Source organism: Enterovibrio coralii (assembly GCF_001559595.1).
Lineage (GTDB): Bacteria > Pseudomonadota > Gammaproteobacteria > Enterobacterales > Vibrionaceae > Enterovibrio > Enterovibrio coralii.
Map to the genome: position 1 here is coordinate 19312 of NZ_LNTY01000032.1, position 18629 is coordinate 37940.

Sequence of the window (18629 nt, forward strand, 5' to 3'; positions counted from 1 at the left end):
ACTTAAAACTCACCTTTATGTGCTTTCTTTTTATCTCTATTACGAAGTACGTAAAGTGTTGATTGGCATTGCAAGGTGAACGTGGAGTATTCAGATGCGGGTTTTCCCTGATTTAAAACAGCCTGATGGCAGTCTATATTGCGGCCCTTTTTGTCTTGCTGCGATGCTTACCGTTTTGAATCGTTTGCCGATCGAATCAGCCGTCACTGTTAAACGCTACAATGGTGATCACAAGGAATTTTGTGGAGAAGATGTTCCGTTGTTCTACGCGTCTGGTGATTTGAGTGGTTTCGGTAAACAGATATACAAACTGACAGGTATCATTACGCCGGGTGAGTACCCCGACTATATCGAACACTCCGGGTACAATTCGTTGGCCGCGATGGTACATGTGATGACGCAATTCGGCTTACAAGCCGAAGTGATTATTCGGGATGAACAAACGAAAGGCTATTTAGAAACCGTTTTTCCCGTTGAATTTGAATTGCTGAATGACATAAGCGTGCCTGTGAGTCTATTAAACGGCGAACGGTCAACACCCGAAGGCTGTTATCTTATTTCTGTTATCGCCGTAAATGGCTCTCTTCATTACATCCTCAATACTGCTAACGCTGAATGGTTTGATTCTCACCTTGCTGTTGATGATACGTCTTGGGACTTCATCGAAAAATGGGATGGTAGCGGCACAGGACGTGATGGCGCATCGTGGGTTGGAATATCCTTGAGAGTTTTTCTTCCAACCAGCGAAGAATAGACGCACAGGGAGTGCAACGACGTGTCTCGCAAAACCGCAATGCAAGACATAAGAGTTCTTTATTGCTCTCCCGTTGCCCCTTCCCAACATGGATACTTTGAGTACGTACTAATTTGGGAGAGGTGAATTTGGCATATGGATTATGACAAAAAGCTCGAGCTTGCCCTAAAAGAGCTCAACGCTAAAGGGAATAACATTAGCGACGTTAACCTTAAATATGCAAAAACGTTAATGCGATTTGGTTTTCGCCTTCCTCCTCCCCATTATCAGAGTTTCTGGTGCAACCTTGTTTCTTCTGGCTCCTCATTCGGCGTTATATGGGGCGCATTGATGTGGTTTATGCTCTGGGAGCCCGCAGGAAAAACGTTTGTTGAATGCCTGACTTTGATGGTAATGGGGGGCGCGCTCTTCGGTTTACTCAACGCGAGTTTCTATCGGCTTCGTCGCAAGCGTTTAGGGCTTTCAACGTGGAACGAGCTCGGAAAATAAAGGCCAAAAGTAACCTTAGCTTCTCAGTAATGGCAGTTTGAGAACGTTCAAACCAAAGGGGAAACGAAAGTGAAATGTCTGGTCGTTTTAGCACATCCGCAAACCTCAAGTCTTTGTCATTACCTTGGTGATGAAACCATTAAACACCTTACTTCTAAAGGCTATGACGTTGAAGTGTTAGACCTTTATAAACAATGCTTTGATCCCGTATTGAACCTTCAAGAACGCGAGAGCTACTACAAGGAAACGTTTGATGTATCCAGCGTTGCATCAGACATTGAGCAACTGAAAAATGCAGAGTCTTTAGTGCTTATCTTCCCTACATGGTGGTTTGGATTTCCGGCAATCCTGAAAGGTTGGTTCGATCGAGTATGGGCCCCCGGCCATGCTTACGACCATGCCGATGATTTGGGTGCCATCAAACCTCGTCTTCACAACTTAAAGGAAGTGAAAGTCGTGACAATGTTGGGCTCGCCTTGGTGGGTGGACAAGTTTGTGCTTTGGCAGCCCGTCAAACGCATACTTCGTATCGCGTTGCTCGGCGCATGCACGAAGAATTGCCGCTTCACGATGTTGTCGCTGTATAAAAGTGAGGACGTGTCAAAAGAACGTGCTAAACAATTTGTCGAAAAGATTAAAACAACGTTCTAATAGAGCAAGTTGTCAGCAGTGTAAACAACACGTTAGATTTTTTGGAGAGCGTGCTCAATGCGAAAAAGGCTTTGGATTAAAAATGGCGTCATTGCGCTGTTTTTGGTTGGCTTGAGTGTGTTTGTTATTCGATTTGCGTTCTATCTTCCCGAGCCTGACTTAGAGAGTTTTGCTTGGACGCAGCATTCAGCGCAGCAAGACTGGAACGTGGTAAAACCCGAAGCGGAAGGGTTTGACCCCATTACGCTGGTGGAGCTACACAATCAGGTAACGGTCAGGAAAACCAAGAAAGTACAGTCACTGGTCATCGTGCGTGACGGCAATCTGGTGTTTGAGCAATATTACCTTGTGATGAGTGACGAAGACGGCTTGCCAGTGCCTGTTCATTATCCGCCTACCGCTGATACACAGCACCAGATGCGCTCCATTTCGAAAACGGTCACGGCGACCTTGATAGGAAGTCTGATAGAAGAGTCTTTACTGTCTGGTACGGATGAGCCTATCTATGGCTTTTTTGACCAGAATGATATTCCTAACGCATCCAAGAAAGCAGCGGTGACGATTGAAAATGCGCTGAACTTTAACAGCGGTCTAGATTGGCAAGAGTGGCGTGCAGCAAGCAGTGATGCGTTCAATATGTGGGTATCACCAGACCCTTACCACTATGTGTTCAGCAAAGATGTGATTCATCCACCCGGCGAGGTATTTGAATACCAAGGTGGAATGAGTGTTTTGTTGGGCGGTGTGGTTGAGAAAGTCACGGGAATGGATTTGCGTGAATACGCTGATAAACGCTTGTTCTCGCCGTTGGGCATCTCGAATTACGACTGGTTTACCCATGAAGCGACCGGGGACCATCTGGGCTCTTCTGGCCTCTATCTTCGTACCCGCGATCTGGCCAAACTCGGCCAGCTTTATCTCAACGAAGGCGAGTGGAACGGCACGCGTATTTTCTCTGAGCAATGGGCAAAGGAAAGCCTCAAACCAGCAGGACGGTTTTGGGAAAACAAAAGCATTGAGTATGGTCACAATTGGTGGTTCCCAAAACTCACGCTAAGAGGTGAACCGATCAAGATAGCAGGCATGCGGGGAACTGGCGGTCAGGAAATGTTTGTCTTGCCTGATTACAACCTGGTGTTTGCGATGACGTCGGGGGCGTACCTCAGTCAAGATGAGGATTACCCGTTTGAACTCATTGCTGATTATGTGCTGCCTGCCATTGGCGTAGATAACGTGAAATATGAACCCAAAGCTAGTTAGGGCGTTGTGGGAATGATTAATCGAGTAAGGAAGCAACGATGAAAACGCAGTTTGTGCTCATGGCTAAGTACAACCAGTGGATGAATGACGCCTTGTACCAAAAAGCGTTTGAGATGACGGAAAGCGATGTGTATGACGACAAAGGGGCTTTCTTTGGCAGCGCTTTTCACACACTAAGCCATATTTATACAGGCGATCTTCTCTGGCTTGGCCGGTTCACGTCAGTAGCGAGCTCTGTTGATCTTGCAAGTTCGCTATCTGCCTTTCCTTCTACAACATCAAATACTGTCCATTTATGTAAAAATCTCAGAGAGTTGGCGGACTCTCGCAAACTCTTAGATGTATTAATCATAAAATGGGTCGAAGGGATTGAAGAGACTGAATTTGAACAAAATTTGGAATACCAGAATACAGCAGGCAAGACGTTCTCTGAACCGCTAGGGAGCGTGTTACTGCATTTCTTTAATCACCAAACGCATCACCGCGGGCAGTTCACCACCTTGTTAAGCCAAAGTGGTGACAACGATTACTTCACGGATTTGATTGGCTTAATTCGCCAATAATGATTTACCGACGCCATTCATCATGTAACGCATTGCTTTTAGACCAGGGAAGGGCAGTAATGAACACATTTGATGTTTATAAAGTGACGATTTTCGTCATCGGTTTTACAGGACTATTGTTTTTTATCCAGCTATTGATTGCAGATGTGGTTGGCTTAAGGCGCAAACATCAACCGGGTTTTCCCGTTGATGCGGATTACGATGATTTCTTCTTTCGTGCCAGTCGTGCATTTTTAAACAGCAACGAAACAGCCAGTATATTTCTGATGCTCGCGGTGTTCGCCATGCTATCTTCGGCGAACGCAACAAGCTTAAATACTGCCGCGTTGGTGTATTTCTTTGCCCGCTTATTCCATATGCTGTTTTACTACTTCAGCTTCAGCATACTGAGGAGCGTCTCCTTTACAGTGAGCTTGATTGCGCTGCTGGCAATGTTTGTTATTGGCTACTCTGCTTGGTGAGCCGTCATTCGGCAAGTGAGATGATTCGAGCGAAAGATAAAACCTACCAAGGACGCTGCCATTGTGGCTTTTTGACGTTCAGCGTTGTGGCGAATATCGACCATGCGCGCGTTTGCAACTGCTCGATATGCTCAAAAAGGGGGACGATGAACTTTCGTGTGCCCAATGATGCACTAACGTTAAACACACCGCTTGATGGCCTCACGCTCTATCAATGGGGCTCTAAAACTGCGAAAGATTACTTTTGCCCTAACTGCGGCATTTTGGGATTTCGTCGTCCTAGTCTTCCTACGAAGGAAGAACAAGAAAGAGGCATTCAACCCTTCGAGGCTGGGCAATAAACCTTCGCTGCATTGATGACATCGACATATCAACACTTCCTATCGTTAAGATCGACGGCGCATCTCTTTAGCTAGCCTTTCATTCCATACAGAAACAGTGCGAGTCGACAAGCGTAAGAACGTCGTCGATTTGCGTAAACTTGTTTGAATTTGCTGCAATTTACTATTGTTTAGATACGCAGTTTATTTTTTGACTTGCTGTTTGACGTCAACCTACCGCGTAAATTCTGCTCTTTAGCAACGATCCTCTTCGCGACACCTTAACCGGAATACAAAGCTGATCGCGATTGACTCTATGTGAAGGAGACCGATATGGAAATCAAACAGGTACACAAAGCAACATGCCATTGCGGCTCAGTCGAGCTTGAACTCAGAATGCCAAATGGTCTGGTGGATGCCAGACGATGCTCCTGTTCGATGTGTCGCAAGCGAGGAACTGTTATGGCTTCGGTGGAAGTGGAAAATTTGATGGTCACTCGAGGCGAGGAATTCCTCACCTTGTACCAGTTCAATACGCTGGCAGCGAAACACTACTTCTGCAAGCGTTGTGGTATTTATACTCACCACCAACGCCGTTCCAATCCTTATCAGTTCGGGATTAACGTTGCCTGTTTGGAAGGGATCAATCCGTATGATCTTCCAAACATTACCGTGACAAGTGGCGTGCATGAACCCGGTGAGGGCATAGGCCTTTAAGCCGAAAATAGAATGAAAAAAGAGGCGGGAAAACCGCCTCTTTTCCTTTTAGGTAGATTGTGTGTTTAGCCGTAGAGTGCCTGCATAACCAGCTTAGGCGTGCGATCTACTTTGAACAGTCCCCAATGTTTTTCTGGTTCCTGAGGGTGTGAGTCGCCTTTCCAAGGCTCATCAAACGCTTCAAAGACAAACGTGAGGATCTTCTCTTTACGTGTCCACTCCAAAAGCTGCTCGTAATACGCCGCTTGAAGCTCTTCTGACGCGTTCCACTCTTCAATGCCACGTCCATTAGATGCAGTCGCCCAACCTGCCTCGGTGATGATGACAGGCTTATTCGGGTACTTGTCTGCAACCGCGTGGTAGTTCTGTTTAGTGTACTCGAGGGCATCGTGAATGGTTTTGTATTCCCACACTGGGTAGGTGTGTAGGGAAATGAAATCCAACTCTGCTACAAGCTCATCCAATTTGTATGTCCAAGGGACATAGTTTTCACAGAAGGTGACAGGCTGAGTGATGTTGGATTTCACCGTTTTAACGTGCTCAACCAATTTCTCAACGGAAATCAGATGATCTGTCCATTCCACACTGGCCTCGTTACCCACTGACACGTAGTCGACGATGTCAGGGAAAGCATTTGCCAGCGCAATCAGTTTTTGAATTTCTTCCTGATTGTGGAGGCGGTTTTCTTCCAGTTTTTCTTCACTAAACTGTGCGCCCCATGGACACCCAGGGTTGTTCATTTCAGCGGCGACATCTGCGCCAAGCATGACTTTGAAGTCGAGCTTTTCATTACGAATAACGTCCAATACCAAACGGGCATGGTGGCTGCAGTCATATAGCCGCAAAGCTTGCCAGTTTTTGGAGAGAATAATCAGGTCTTCTTTGATCTCATTGTAAGTCGGGTAAATACCCTCACGCGGGTTTTGACCCTCTCGATAGCCTGAGTAACAAATAGCGTTTCTGTATTCCATAGCGCGCATTACCTTTTATTGCGTATTTCCAATCACTTGTCAGATTGTTGTTATCGTTAAACGGGATACTTGTAGCGACCGTCTTTGTCCCACAATCCCCAGTAGGCACCGACGGCACCTTCTTTTTCGACTTTCCACGCCTCGTCGAACGACGAGAAGTAGAAGACTTCAATGCTTTCTTCTTCCGCCCATTGATAGGTGTCAACGAAGTAACGAAGAGCATTCAGTTCGGATGGCTCCGCGCCGCGTTCTGCGACACCTTCATTTGGCCAACCGGTTTCTGAAACGATGACAGGTTTGCCTTTCGCTACGACACTGGCTCGGCGATACATTTCTTTCATGTAAGGAACCGCGAAGTCGATAGGACACCCTTCCCAAAACGGGTAACAGTTTGTCAGGATGACATCGCATGCATCGGCAACGGCCGGGTGGTTCTCAAACAGGAAGTAGGCGTCGACATACCCGACCATGACGTCTGGTACTTCAGCCTTAACACGGTGGATGTATTCGATGAGTTCATGCTCAGGGATGTCTTCACGAAGCAATACCTCGTTACCCACCGCAAGAATATCAACGTGGCCCGCTTTCGCGACCTCGATGGCATTGCCAATTTCTTCTTCGTTCTTTTCTTTATCCGCATCGATCCAAATGCCGACCATGGTGTTAAGACCGTTGGCTTTGGCGATACGAGGAATATTCTGATGGCCTTCTGTGCACGAGAAAGAACGCACCCAATTCACGTTACTGCTTATGATTTGCAGGCGTTCTTGGATTTGTTCTTCGCTGATGTAAGAGCCTGGGCCTTGTCCTTCAATGTAGGGGCTGAAGGAGATGCCATGGATCTTTTCGTTTAGGATCTGGCTGGTTTTCAGTTTTAGACCTTCCAGATCATGCACTCCGCCCAGAGAGGGCTGATACAACTTACTCGACACGCGTATAACTCCTTGCGGCAAAATCAATCTAGCTTCCGTGCCTTGGATGAACCTTTTCGCAGGTTTTCCAGACGCATTCTTGTTTGCTGACTTTTTGTTTTTTTCGTTTTGATGACCAAAAAGAAAGCGCTTTCTTTTTGAGTTTTGCCAGTTGCGGCCAAATAGACAACCCGTTTTTAGGCGAAGGATAAGCTTGATCACAAATGTGCAGAGGAGGGGCAAGTGTGTCTAAATCGAGATTTAATGTGATGGATGAGCGGTTTATAAAACAAAAACAGTAGCTTGATTAATAGTGGATGGTTTGCATATTTGTCATATTTGGGTTGCCAAGGTGTGTTTGATTTTGTGACGATAATGTCCAGTTTATCCATCAATATTCGAAAGGAAGCATCAAGATCATGAGAATAACAGAACGCTTAGGTATTGAACTTCCCATCATTCAAGCGCCCATGGCTGGCGTGCAAGATGCCGACTTAGCGATCGCGGTTTCAAACGCAGGAGGTTTGGGTTCGCTTCCTTGCGGCATGTTAGATGTTCAAGCCATGGTCAGCCAGATCGAGAAGATCAAAGCCGCCACCGATAAGCCATACAACCTGAATTTCTTCTGCCATGAGGTTGTCCCTTTCGATGATAAAAAGCATCAAAAATGGCGCGAGCGGTTAGGTGGCTACTTCGATGAATTTGGTATTGATGAAGCAACCCTGGGTAACAAAGCCTCTCGGCTGCCTTTTGACGAAAATGTTGCTGATGCAATTGCACCCTTTGCGCCACCCGTTGTGAGCTTTCACTTTGGTTTGCCATCAGAGGCTTTGCTAACACGCGTGAAGGGCTGGGGAAGTGTTGTCATGTCGTCAGCAACAACGCTTGAAGAAGGGATATGGCTTGAGGAACAAGGCTGTGATGTGGTGATTGCACAAGGCATTGAAGCGGGTGGTCACCGAGGGATGTTTTTAAGCCGTGACCTCAACACTCAGATTGGTGTGAAGGACTTGGTTCATGCTCTAAAACAGCACCTTTCCATTCCTGTTGTTGCAGCTGGTGGCATTGCGAATGCGTCAGATATATCTCAAGCCTTCGACCTTGGCGCAGACGGCGTTCAAGTTGGCAGTGCATTCTTATTGTGTGATGAAGCTAAAACGTCAGACCTTCATCGTGTTGCTCTTCAAAGCTCTGCCGTTGAAAGTACGGCTCTCACCAACATTTTCTCCGGCAGGCCAGCCAGAGGCATTGTGAACAAGGCAATGGAAGAGCTTGGTTGCATCAACGATCGCGCGCCAGTGTTTCCTTACGCGTCGATTGAAATGACACCACTACGGGCGGCGGCAGAGAAACAGGGTCTGGATGCTTTCACACCACTTTGGTGTGGGGCTAACGCCAAGAACATTCAAAAGGGCAGTGCCAAATCGATTGTTGAATCTTTAATGGCGGGATTATCTCGGTAAGGTGCTAGGGATGAGACATCGATAGCGAATGTCGATGGATATAGTAAATAACGTCATGAACCAAAAGACCATTCACGGAGGAATGTGTGTATGAAAGGTCTCATTACTTTTGTTGTTTTAGCCATGTTTAGCGGGGCGTCTTTCGCCGAGATAAAGGTGAAAACCTTACCCAGTTACAAAGCGGCGAAAGAGCTGAGCGAACGTATCATGCAAGAAGTCAGCAAAGACAACTTGGAAAAGGGTATTCGCGTTATGAAGCCTTATATGCCTATTTCAGAGGCGGAGTTTAATGCGGAGATCGCACAGGTCGCGGTTCAACAACCTGCGATAAACGAGCGATTCGGTAAGTCGATAGGCTATGACTTCGTTTCTCAGCAAGTGCTGGGTGATTCACTTGTTCAGTATGCTTATCTACAGAAGTTTGAGCGTCATGTCATGGTGTGGCGTTTTATCTTCTATAAGCCGCGTGACGTTTGGATGCTGAATACGTTTGATTTTAACGATCAGGTCAAGCCACTCTTTTTCGCGCGCTAAAGCGACAAATTAATTGAGAAAAACAAGGCAATAAAAAAGGGCATCGAATGATGCCCTTTTCCGTTAGATTCCACTTACACAGTGAACCTGTGTACCAAATCGTTCTGAGTAACAGCTTGCTCATCCAAGCGGTCACTTGCACTTGCGACATCTTGCATCGCGTTGTAGCTGCTGTCTGCGATAAAGCTGATGTGCTCAACATTGCGAGCAATGTCTGCCGATGTAGTTCTTTGCTCCGCAGCGGCTTGTGCAATCTGGCTGCTCATGTCGCTGATCATCATAATGATGGCTTCAATTTCTTCCATTGCAGAGTTAGCGTCAGAAGCTTGAGTCACACTGTTACTCATTTCATCAACACATTCTTCCATGACCGAAACAGCTTCACGAGATTGTGTTTGCAGCTTGCTGATCATCTCTTCGATTTCAGAAGTGGAATCAGAAGTACGTTTTGCCAGTACGCGAACTTCATCGGCTACGACTGCAAAACCACGACCTTGTTCGCCGGCACGTGCCGCTTCAATCGCCGCATTCAATGCAAGCAGGTTAGTCTGGTCTGCAATGTTGCTGATTACGTCCAGAATGGTTTCGATGTTCGATGTCATCTCTTGCAGCGAAGAAACAACCGCTACAGACTCGTCCAAACGTGTAGACAGCTGGTGAGTCGTGCTGATGTTGCGCGTCATGATTTCACGACCTTTCGCTGCCGCATCGCTCACTTCCATCACTTTATCCATGGTTTGTTGAGCACTACTTGCAACGTCTTGTACAGAGTGTTCCATTTCCGTCATTGCCGCAGCAACGGCAGTGGTTTGTTGACGCTGCTCATTCAACTGAGACTTCGCCGTTTGCGTGGTGGATTGGTTTTGCGCCGCAACTTGCGCTTGGTCTTCTGCTGCATCTCTTAACTGACGCAGAATACCCTGAAGGTTCGATGCCAGCGTGTTGATGTGGTCTGCAAGCTGACCAAACTCGTTGTGCTCTTTCACCTCAATACGTTTGGTCATGTCGCCATCAGTGATAGCTTCCAGTACAGCCAGCGTGTTGCTTAGCGGCTTACGTACGCTACGTGCAATGTTCCAACCGATGAATACTGTGATTGCAAGAATAAGCACGCCGATGAACACAGTCTGCTGAACACCATTTTTGAAGACGGTGTTTGCGTTCTCAATGGAGTCAGCCATCACCATTTCTGCTTGGGTGCGGAAAGAGGTCAGGATAGACATCGCGTTATCAACTTCCACTGCCAGGTTAGCAATGTTGTCGTAAAGCTCATTGGTTGCCACAAGGTAGGTGTAGTGCTGGTCAAGCACACCGCCTTCACGGCTAACGTCTTTAGTGAACAGATCTAAATCTTTCTGGAACTTGTCAGTCAGGTCAGGAAGCTGAGACGTCAAAGAGCGGAAAGAGTAGTTGAGCTGACGAATGCTGCGTTTGTTTTCCGTGATGGCTTTGTTTACGTCATCAAGGCTGGTGCTCGCGAGGGCATCTGAAGTGTGCGTCTCGGTTTCATTCAGCTTTTTAAAGTAGGTTTTTGAAATGATCTTAACGGTGTTGTTGCCGTTGTTCGCGATGAAATCTTGCATGCCAAGAGCCAACTGCGTGTTCATACGCTGGAATTGACGCGCTGCCGTTACACCTTCCGCTTTCGCCGTTTGTTGGCGTTGGTAGTTATCAATTGCGGTTGCGGCTTCTGCAAAGTAGCGGCTTTCGATTTCGCGCAGTTGTGCCAACTGGCCTTTAAGCTCAGGTTGGCCTGCCGATGCTTCATCAAGCTTTGTGAGTGCGTCATCGAACTTTTTACGCGCCGCTTCAAAGCTTTCCAATACTCCGGTGCTTTCCGAAACATTGTTGGTTGTCAGGTAGTCTTTAAAGATTTTGTCCGCAGCAAGAAGGCTAACACTCGCATCATTAGACATGGACACTAAGGGTAGGGCTTCGGAGGTCACAACCTCTAACTGGTCATGGATGTTTTGAGAACTATTCAGATTAAGTGTATTGGTCGCCACAAGGCTGACTGCCAGTACTGCAAAACCTGCATACATTCTGCGGATTACAGAACTTTGTCGTTTCTTTGCCATTTTTATTCCTCCCACCAGTTTTTGGCTGGTGCTCCCCATTTTGCTTCCGTACTACAACAATCGGTCGGTTGCTTGGTTCTACAATCGTGAGCGAATCAAGACTCCAAACTCGCTTGGATTATTAGTCGTTACACCGAGGACAAATAAGAACGATGTAACGCTTTGCTTTTCCTATCATCTGCAAGTATTTCAGAATCTTTACGCTAAAAAATCGCTATGCTTTCCACTCTTTGAAGTAGGACGCAAAAATGCTGAGACTTTGGTTAATAAACGTCTAGTCGGTGATACTTAGATTCGGTTTGATTTATTCAGGTGATTAATTCGTAAACAAATCTGGAATCAAATTCTCAAATCGCAAAATTTCCATAAAAACAGTGTTCAATATTGCTCAATTGATCGGGGTAAAGCATACTTACACCTCCTAGAAATCATTAATTTGGAGCTGCTCGTGGCTGAAGAAACCATATTCAGTAAAATCATTCGCAAGGAAATTCCGGCTGACGTGGTTTACCAAGATGATCTCGTCACGGCTTTTCGCGATATCAACTCGTGCGCCAAGCCATATTCTGATCATTCCAAATAAACTCATTCCAACAGTTAACGACATCGAAGCTGAAGATGAGGCCGCAATGGGGCGCATGTTTACCGTTGCACGTAAACTGGCTGAACAAGAAGGTATTGCTGAAGACGGTTACCGCCTGATCATGAACTGTAACGTTCATGGTGGTCAGGAGGTTTATCACATTCACATGCACCTGCTGGGTGGACGTCCACTGGGACCAATTCTTGTAGGCTAATGAAATCAGCATCTAGAAAAGCCCTCGCTTGTGTAAGCAGGGCTTCTTTTTCGTCTGTAAAAACACTCACCTTGGCTGGCCTTATCTCGGTTGGTTTGGTCGGGTGTGCGAATCTGTCTGTACAAAGCCTCTTTAGTAATTACTCAGCGGGTATGGCTGACTCGCGCTCGCTTGCACAACAGGGGGCATTCCCTGACGCGATCGATGCGTTACCGACTGGGGCGGGTGGCGAGATTTTGGATGAAATGGAAAGAGCGAGACTTGCGCTTCTCTCCAGTGATTATCCGCAAATGAAAGAAGCGTTGGATATGGCTGATCTTGCTGTGAAAGAACAGACCAATCAGGCCGTCATTCAAATCTCAGAAGGTTTTAACCAAGTCGGCGCACTGGCATCTAACGACAACATGCTGACATACGTGCCGCCTTCTTATGAGCTCGGCTTTCTTCATCTTTACTTGGTACGACATTATTTGCAGAAAGGGGATTTGCAGGGCGCATTGGTTGAAGTCCGACGTGCAAAGCAAATCCAAGAAGATGCTATTAAGCTTCGCGAGAAAGAGCAGGATCTGGCGCGAAAAAGTGCCAGTGAAAACGGTATTTCTGACAACGTAGGCGCAATATTGTCACGTTATCCTGAGTCAGATAATGCATTGGGCAGCGTTCAGAACGCCTACCTTTTCTATATCTCTGCATTGCTTTACGAAGCGGAAGGAAACCTAAACAGTGCCTTCATTGATTATAATCGTGCGCTTGCAGTTGCACCTGATAATCAATACGTTGCTGAAGCCGCAATGCGAATCGCAGCGAAGCAAGGTCGTAAAAGCGAGCTGAAGCTACTCGAGAAAAAATACGGCAAGGTTTCAACGCCGAAGAAAGGCAGTGCAAAACTGGTCGTGTTAGCAGAAGACGGTTTCGTTGATGCTCGACTCGGTTGGCGTTTGCCATTTTGGGTCACAGACAGTAACGGCAACCTCGAATCTTTCACTGTTGCATTACCGTATTATGCACAAAGCAGAGGCTCTCAACCTCAAGTCATCAGTCTTGATGGCAAAGGCGAAAAACTAGAGGGGTTGGCGGACGTAAATGCGATGGCGAGACATGCGCTGAATGAAGCGATGCCGGGCATGGTAGTAAGACAGATCCTTCGAGTAGTGGCTAAAAACGAATTCCATAAGTCCGCGTCTAAAAATGATGAGTCGGGCTTAGGCAGTTTAATTACCAGCATGTATAACGCGGTAAGTGAACAACCAGATACAAGAAGTTGGCAAACACTGCCAGCAAGAGCAAGTCTGTTCAGCGAGTACCTTTCTGCTGGAGAGCATAAGCTACAGATTAACGGTAAAACGATAAAAGTGAATTTAACGCCTGACAGGACAACACTTCTTTGGCTTTCAACAGCCAGCGGTGAAGTGGTGGACTGGCAAGGAACCTTAGGAGGGGTCTAATGCGATATGCAGTTGCGTTGCTGTCTGCGGTGCTATTGGTAGCGGGTTGTGCAACAAATTCTTCTACTGGCATTAGTATTGACAGTAGTAATCAAAACGTCGTGCTAGGGAACAGCACACTTGGCGAAGCGTTGGAGTTTGGCAATGCGCAAACCAGCATTGTTAACGAGCGTCTTCTTGCTCAAGTGAAAGTGACAAACACGAGCAGTGAAGTGCAAAACCTTCAATACCGTTTTAACTGGTATGACGCTCAGGGTTTAGAGGTGGATAACGGAAACTCACCTTGGAAACCGTTTATTGTTTATGCTGGCGATTCAGTGACATTGCAGGGTGTAGCGTTGAGCTCTAACGCAACAAACTTCCGCGTGTCATTACGTAATGTTCAGTGATACTTGAAAGACAAAACAGGAAATCAGAATGAATAAAAGCGTAATTGCGCTAATGGGTGTAGCTCTGGTACTCGGCGGTTGTTCGCAGAAAGTGAGCTACGGCGACGCGCAGGAAGTAGAAACAACAACCATCGATTTTGGTTCGACTGATCTTCAGACTATTGCTGTTGAAATGACAGACAGCATGTTGTCGTCTGGTGCTGTTGCTGCGATTACCCGCGACAATCGTCCTATTGTTTTCGTGGAATCCATCAAGAACAAAACCGCAGAGCACATTGACACGGAATCTATCACTGACAGCATCAGTACCCGCATGCTGAAGTCTGGCAAGTTCCGCTTTGTGGACATGACCCGTGTAGAGCAAGTGCGTGAGCAACTGGACTTCCAAAATAACGATGCGCTGGTTAACCCAGGCACAGCTATCCAGTTCGGCAAAATGGTTGGTGCGCAATACATGCTGTACGGCAACCTTGCGAGCATTGTAAAACGTGATGGCAGTGACGAAGACGTTTACTACAAAATGACTATGCGCTTGATGGATCTGGAAACAGGTTTGATTGAATGGGCTGACGAAACGGAAATCCGTAAGAAGCAATCTAAGGCGTTTCTAGGCTGGTAATTCGTGCCAAACATTGAAAAAGAAAAGGCCGCACTTGTCGCTATGTTGCGGCCTTATTTGATCGTGAAAGACGTGGAACCGCTGGATGGCGGTTTGAGCAATCGTTGTATGAAAGTCACGGATGAAAATGGGAACAGCTATGTGTGGCGTCCTAATGGTCCATCAACAAGAGCATTTGGACTCAACCGCGCGGATGAGTTTGAGGTTCTCACGCTCGCCAGCGAAGCTGGATTTTCCACATCGCCAACGAGCTTGGTTCAAGGCGGATTGCTCAACCCATGGGTTGAAGGCAATACCATGGAAACACCAGAATTTGATGTCATCTTGGACTTGTTGGTAAAGGTACATCAGTTGCCCAAGATGTCTTTCCACTTTGATCCGTTCGAGAAGGGCGCCTATTACTATTCGCAGTTATCGCCATCTTCGAGAGACAGATCGATTGCTGACATTCATACGTACTTTCAAAGCCATGCATTTGTGACGGGGCTGCCGTTAACTACCTGCCATTATGATTTAGGCTATTACAATGTGATTCGAAAGCCTGATGGGCAGATATCACTTATCGATTGGGAGTACGCCGCGCTTGGCGATCCTGCAATGGATATTGTGATGACGAGTTTGGCGAATGAGTTTGATCTTGAAACCTTAGTGGAGAGTTACTGTCAAACTAAAGGCATCGAGGAAAAATCGCTGTGGCTTGAGCACTGTCGGCGTTGGCAGCCAGTGGCAGACTATCTCGGTTTGCTTTGGTACGCGTTAGGTTACGAGTTATACGGTGACGAGCTTTACGAAGAAAGAAAGCGGTTTTTCCAAAGTAAGTTACAGGAACACATTCGAAACAACCCGTAGGAGACAGGGAGGAAAGGATGAAGGTTTTGAGGCAAAAGTTGCGAACCCTCGCTTCTGCATTTGTGCTCACGCTTTTCCTCTCTGCGTGTACTAATCAACTCGCCTACAACACCTTGCCTTTCTGGATTGATTATTACCTTTCTGACTATGTCGACTTGAATTCCTTTCAACAAAAGCAATTAGAAGAGGATTTGGATGCCTTTCATGAGTGGCATCGTCAAACTCAGCTTCCCAAGATCCGCGCGCTTTTAGTCCAGCTGGAAAGGGACATGGAAAAACCACTCAGCTACTCCCAAGTCAGGGCATACCATAAGTACACCAACACCACGATACTGGCGTCGCTAGAAGGCTGACGCCAACTCTCGCCAACATGATTCGTACGCTTGATGACGAGCAGGCAAAGCAATGGATGGACGTGTTGTCTGAAAACATTGAGGAAGCCGTTGAGAAAGCAAATGAAGGCACCTTAGAGGCTCAGCAACAGCGCAGGCAGGAAAGGCTAGTCGAACGTGCGGAGTTTTGGATTGATTCAGTCGATAAAAAGCAGTCACAGCAGTTTTTGGAAATGGCGAGCTATCAAATCGAAATGCGCCCTGTGTTTTATGCCATTCGGGATGATCTGCTTGGTGAACTCACGCTGATACTGACCGAGCGCGATGCACCTGATTTAGAACAACGCATCAACAACTACTTTATCCGCGTGGTAGCTTTCCAAGGTGAGGGCCACGAAAGCGATATGGCTCTTTATCTCGCGAGACGCTATGAGTTGCTACAGCGTATCGATAAAAACCTTTCCCCGGAGCAAAGAGAGACGATGAGAGAGAACTTAGCGTCGATCTCGAACGACATCGGTGCCTTGATGAATTGATTGAATTGCAATCAATCGCATTCAAATTTATTGACCCTCACCATTATTTCCCATTTAACCGCAATGAAAGTATGTGATTATCTTTTTATTTGTGTTATCACCATGAAACAGAGAAATACCATTCTGTCTGCTTAGCTGAGCATGTACCGCTCAACAATCTTCGCATCCGGCTTCTTCTAGATGACTAGGAAAGGGCGAAGAAAGTGTCGGAATGGCGCGTTACAAACTGGCGATCTATTCATGCCAGCACGGTTTAAGAGGGAATTTTTGTGATTATCTATCTTCATGGCTTTGACTCAACAAGCCCTGGAAACCACGAAAAGGTCATGCAGCTTCAGTTCATTGACCCAGACATTCGTTTCATCAACTACAGCACCTTGCACCCTAAACACGATATGCAGCATTTACTTAAAGAAGTGAATAAGCATATGGAGCTTTCAGACGACAAGCACCCGCTCATCTGTGGCGTTGGTTTAGGCGGTTACTGGTCAGAGCGTATTGGCTATCTGTCCGGCATCAAGCAAGTCATCTTTAACCCAAACTTGTTCCCAGAAGAGAACATGGAAGGTCGTATTGACCGACCAGAAGAGTACGCAGATATCGCAACCAAGTGTGTTGAAGACTTCCGCGTTAAAAACGCAGGCCGTTGTCTTGTGGTCCTTTCAACAAACGATGATATTCTCGATAATCAGCGAACGGCTGATTTACTGGGCAAAAACTACGAGATCATTTGGGACGAGCAACAGCCTCACAAATTCCCAAGCATCTCTGGCCACCTCCAAGCGATGAAAGCGTTTAAAGACGCAAAGTAAACGCGGTCATATCTCATCAATGTAATGCGGGCATATTGCGCAACAAAGTGTGTCCGCTTTACTTTCATCTCGCGATCAATAAATGAAAACTGATAACAACATGGGCGTTTTTACTGCAAACGATGTTGATGATTAGATTAAAAAATTGATTGAGATCAAACTGGCTGTATAATGAATCTGTCTGAAAAAAGCGTTATGTAAAAAACGATGCAGATAAGTTGCGGGCAATACTCAAACAAGATTTCGCAGCAAGCCACTCAAATCGAGTGAATTTTACCTCACTACCTACAACACATTTTTTGTATGCCGCTTATCGACAGCGGGGTACGACACAGTTTTTTGTTTTTAAATTCATGGTGAGGAAGTAGTCGTGACCAATATTATCGTAGTAGGTGGCGGTGCCGGTGGCTTGGAATTGGCAACTAAGCTAGGTCGCACGCTTGGACGCAAGGGACGCGCCAAGGTCACTCTGGTGGATCGCAAAGCTAGCCATCTTTGGAAACCATTGCTGCATGAAGTAGCAACAGGCTCTCTGGATGAAGGTGTAGACGCGATCAGCTATCGTGCACATGCGAAGAATCATTTCTTTGATTTCCAATTGGGCAGCCTTGCGGACATCGACCGCGAGAACAAAACCATCAAACTTGCAGCATTGCATGACAAGTCTGACGGTGAGCTACTGATGCCTGAGCGTGAGCTAAGTTATGACATTCTGGTCATGGCGATTGGTTCTACGTCGAACGACTTTAATACCGCGGGTGTTCGTGACAACTGTATTTTCCTAGACAGCCCAGAACAAGCGCGTCGTTTCCGTAACGAAATGAACAATGAGTTCCTGAAGCTGCACGCAAATTCAGGTAACGGCACAGTTGATATCGCGATTGTTGGTGGTGGTGCAACAGGTGTTGAGCTTTCTGCAGAACTGCACAATGCCATCAAAGAGCTGCACAACTACGGCTTTAAAGATCTGGATAGCTCGAAACTGAAAGTGACGCTGGTTGAAGCGGGTGAGCGTATTCTTCCTGCTTTGCCACCACGTATCTCAGGTGCGGCGCAGCAAGAATTGATCAAGCTGGGCGTCAATGTTCGCACTGGCACTATGGTTGTGAAAGCAGAAGAAGACGGTCTGACCACAAAAGATGGCGACAAGATCTCTGCGCAAATCATGGTTTGGGCGGCAGGTATCAAAGCACCTGACTTCCTGAAAGATATCGCGGGTCTGGAAACAAACCGCATCAACCAATTGGTTGTGAAGCCAACGCTGCAAACCACACGTGATGACGACATCTTTGTTATCGGTGACTGTGCAGCATGTTCTCAGCCTGACGGTACTATGGTTCCGCCACGTGCGCAGTCTGCACACCAAATGGCAAGTCGTGCGTTTGCAAACATCGTAGCGAAGTTGACTGATCGTGAACTGAAAGACTATGTTTACAAGGATCACGGCTCTCTGGTTTCGCTAAGCCGTTTCTCTACCGTTGGTAGCTTGATGGGTAACTTGACGCGCGGTTCTATGATGGTTGAAGGTCGTTTGGCTCGTGTAGTGTACATCTCACTGTACCGCATGCACCAAATCGCGCTTCACGGTTTCATCAAAACAGGTTTGATGATGCTGGTTAGCCGAATCAACCGAGTGCTGCGTCCATCGCTGAAACTGCACTAAAAAAGAAAGCTGCCG

Annotated in this window: 21 protein-coding genes and 1 pseudogene; 19 read left to right on the plus strand and 3 right to left on the minus strand. The window is 46.7% G+C overall.

The window, feature by feature from the left end; all coding sequences use genetic code 11:
• Positions 1–94: 94 nt before the first annotated feature.
• The 8 genes from ATN88_RS10135 (at position 95) to ATN88_RS10165 (ending at position 5215) form a co-directional block, all read left to right on the plus strand.
• Positions 95–754 carry a hypothetical protein gene (locus ATN88_RS10135; RefSeq protein WP_067415035.1) on the plus strand — a complete coding sequence of 220 codons (660 nt, stop codon included), beginning with the start codon at positions 95–97 and terminating at the stop codon, positions 752–754.
• A 135-nt stretch (positions 755–889) separates the two neighbouring features.
• Positions 890–1243, plus strand: coding sequence for a DUF6404 family protein (locus ATN88_RS10140; RefSeq protein ID WP_067415038.1), 354 nt, complete (start codon positions 890–892; stop codon positions 1241–1243).
• 69 nt (positions 1244–1312) lie between these two features.
• Positions 1313–1894, plus strand: a complete 582-nt coding sequence (locus tag ATN88_RS10145) for an NAD(P)H-dependent oxidoreductase (protein ID WP_067415040.1) — start codon at positions 1313–1315, stop codon at positions 1892–1894.
• Between the two features lie 57 nt (positions 1895–1951).
• Positions 1952–3154, plus strand: coding sequence for a serine hydrolase domain-containing protein (locus ATN88_RS10150; protein WP_067415043.1), 1203 nt, complete (start codon positions 1952–1954; stop codon positions 3152–3154).
• Between the two features lie 38 nt (positions 3155–3192).
• A complete protein-coding gene (locus ATN88_RS10155) occupies positions 3193–3717 on the plus strand; it encodes a DinB family protein (protein ID WP_067415045.1) in 525 nt (174 codons plus the stop codon).
• A gap of 59 nt (positions 3718–3776) precedes the next feature.
• Positions 3777–4178: an MAPEG family protein gene (locus tag ATN88_RS10160; protein ID WP_067415048.1), complete on the plus strand. Its 402-nt coding sequence runs from the start codon at positions 3777–3779 to the stop codon at positions 4176–4178.
• Positions 4179–4198: 20 nt separating this feature from the next.
• Entirely contained in the window at positions 4199–4519 is a 321-nt protein-coding gene (locus ATN88_RS29090; protein ID WP_456297733.1) for a GFA family protein, read from the plus strand.
• Positions 4520–4831: 312 nt separating this feature from the next.
• Positions 4832–5215: a GFA family protein gene (locus tag ATN88_RS10165; RefSeq protein WP_067415052.1), complete on the plus strand. Its 384-nt coding sequence runs from the start codon at positions 4832–4834 to the stop codon at positions 5213–5215.
• 65 nt (positions 5216–5280) lie between these two features.
• Here the strand turns inward: ATN88_RS10165 and ATN88_RS10170 are convergent, their stop codons facing one another.
• Together ATN88_RS10170 and ATN88_RS10175 are read right to left on the minus strand one after the other, a co-directional pair.
• The gene (locus ATN88_RS10170) at positions 5281–6186 is read right to left on the minus strand and encodes a glycoside hydrolase family 17 protein (RefSeq protein ID WP_067415055.1); all 906 of its coding nucleotides are present in this window, start codon (positions 6184–6186) and stop codon (positions 5281–5283) included.
• Between the two features lie 56 nt (positions 6187–6242).
• Entirely contained in the window at positions 6243–7118 is an 876-nt protein-coding gene (locus ATN88_RS10175) for a glycoside hydrolase family 17 protein (RefSeq protein ID WP_067415289.1), read from the minus strand.
• 398 nt (positions 7119–7516) lie between these two features.
• Here ATN88_RS10175 and ATN88_RS10180 point away from each other — a divergent pair, with 398 nt between their 5' ends.
• A complete protein-coding gene (locus tag ATN88_RS10180) occupies positions 7517–8560 on the plus strand; it encodes an NAD(P)H-dependent flavin oxidoreductase (protein ID WP_067415058.1) in 1044 nt (347 codons plus the stop codon).
• A 90-nt stretch (positions 8561–8650) separates the two neighbouring features.
• Positions 8651–9094: a hypothetical protein gene (locus ATN88_RS10185; protein WP_067415061.1), complete on the plus strand. Its 444-nt coding sequence runs from the start codon at positions 8651–8653 to the stop codon at positions 9092–9094.
• A 74-nt stretch (positions 9095–9168) separates the two neighbouring features.
• Here the strand turns inward: ATN88_RS10185 and ATN88_RS10190 are convergent, their stop codons facing one another.
• Entirely contained in the window at positions 9169–11172 is a 2004-nt protein-coding gene (locus tag ATN88_RS10190) for a methyl-accepting chemotaxis protein (protein WP_067415292.1), read from the minus strand.
• 448 nt (positions 11173–11620) lie between these two features.
• Here ATN88_RS10190 and hinT point away from each other — a divergent pair.
• The 9 genes and pseudogenes from hinT (at position 11621) to ATN88_RS10230 (ending at position 18614) form a co-directional block, all read left to right on the plus strand.
• Positions 11621–11969, plus strand: a pseudogene (gene hinT / locus ATN88_RS10195) (purine nucleoside phosphoramidase).
• The gene (locus ATN88_RS10200) at positions 11969–13414 is read left to right on the plus strand and encodes a COG3014 family protein (RefSeq protein WP_067415065.1); all 1446 of its coding nucleotides are present in this window, start codon (positions 11969–11971) and stop codon (positions 13412–13414) included. Before hinT ends, ATN88_RS10200 begins: the two are co-directional and overlap by 1 nt.
• Entirely contained in the window at positions 13414–13803 is a 390-nt protein-coding gene (locus ATN88_RS10205) for a YcfL family protein (RefSeq protein WP_067415068.1), read from the plus strand. Before ATN88_RS10200 ends, ATN88_RS10205 begins: the two co-directional genes overlap by 1 nt.
• A gap of 28 nt (positions 13804–13831) precedes the next feature.
• Entirely contained in the window at positions 13832–14422 is a 591-nt protein-coding gene (gene lpoB, locus ATN88_RS10210; protein WP_067415071.1) for a penicillin-binding protein activator LpoB, read from the plus strand.
• Between the two features lie 3 nt (positions 14423–14425).
• The gene (locus ATN88_RS10215; protein ID WP_232313067.1) at positions 14426–15271 is read left to right on the plus strand and encodes a phosphotransferase; all 846 of its coding nucleotides are present in this window, start codon (positions 14426–14428) and stop codon (positions 15269–15271) included.
• Positions 15272–15288: 17 nt separating this feature from the next.
• Positions 15289–15624 carry a DUF6279 family lipoprotein gene (locus ATN88_RS28250; RefSeq protein ID WP_269748127.1) on the plus strand — a complete coding sequence of 112 codons (336 nt, stop codon included), beginning with the start codon at positions 15289–15291 and terminating at the stop codon, positions 15622–15624.
• A gap of 17 nt (positions 15625–15641) precedes the next feature.
• Positions 15642–16139, plus strand: coding sequence for a DUF6279 family lipoprotein (locus ATN88_RS28255; RefSeq protein ID WP_269748128.1), 498 nt, complete (start codon positions 15642–15644; stop codon positions 16137–16139).
• Between the two features lie 269 nt (positions 16140–16408).
• Positions 16409–16951 (plus strand): alpha/beta hydrolase YcfP, encoded by a 543-nt coding sequence (gene ycfP, locus ATN88_RS10225; RefSeq protein WP_067415074.1) that lies wholly within the window; start codon positions 16409–16411, stop codon positions 16949–16951.
• A gap of 370 nt (positions 16952–17321) precedes the next feature.
• On the plus strand, positions 17322–18614 hold the full coding sequence (locus tag ATN88_RS10230) for an NAD(P)/FAD-dependent oxidoreductase (RefSeq protein WP_067415077.1): 1293 nt from the start codon (positions 17322–17324) through the stop codon (positions 18612–18614).
• The last annotated feature ends 15 nt before the right edge of the window (positions 18615–18629 follow it).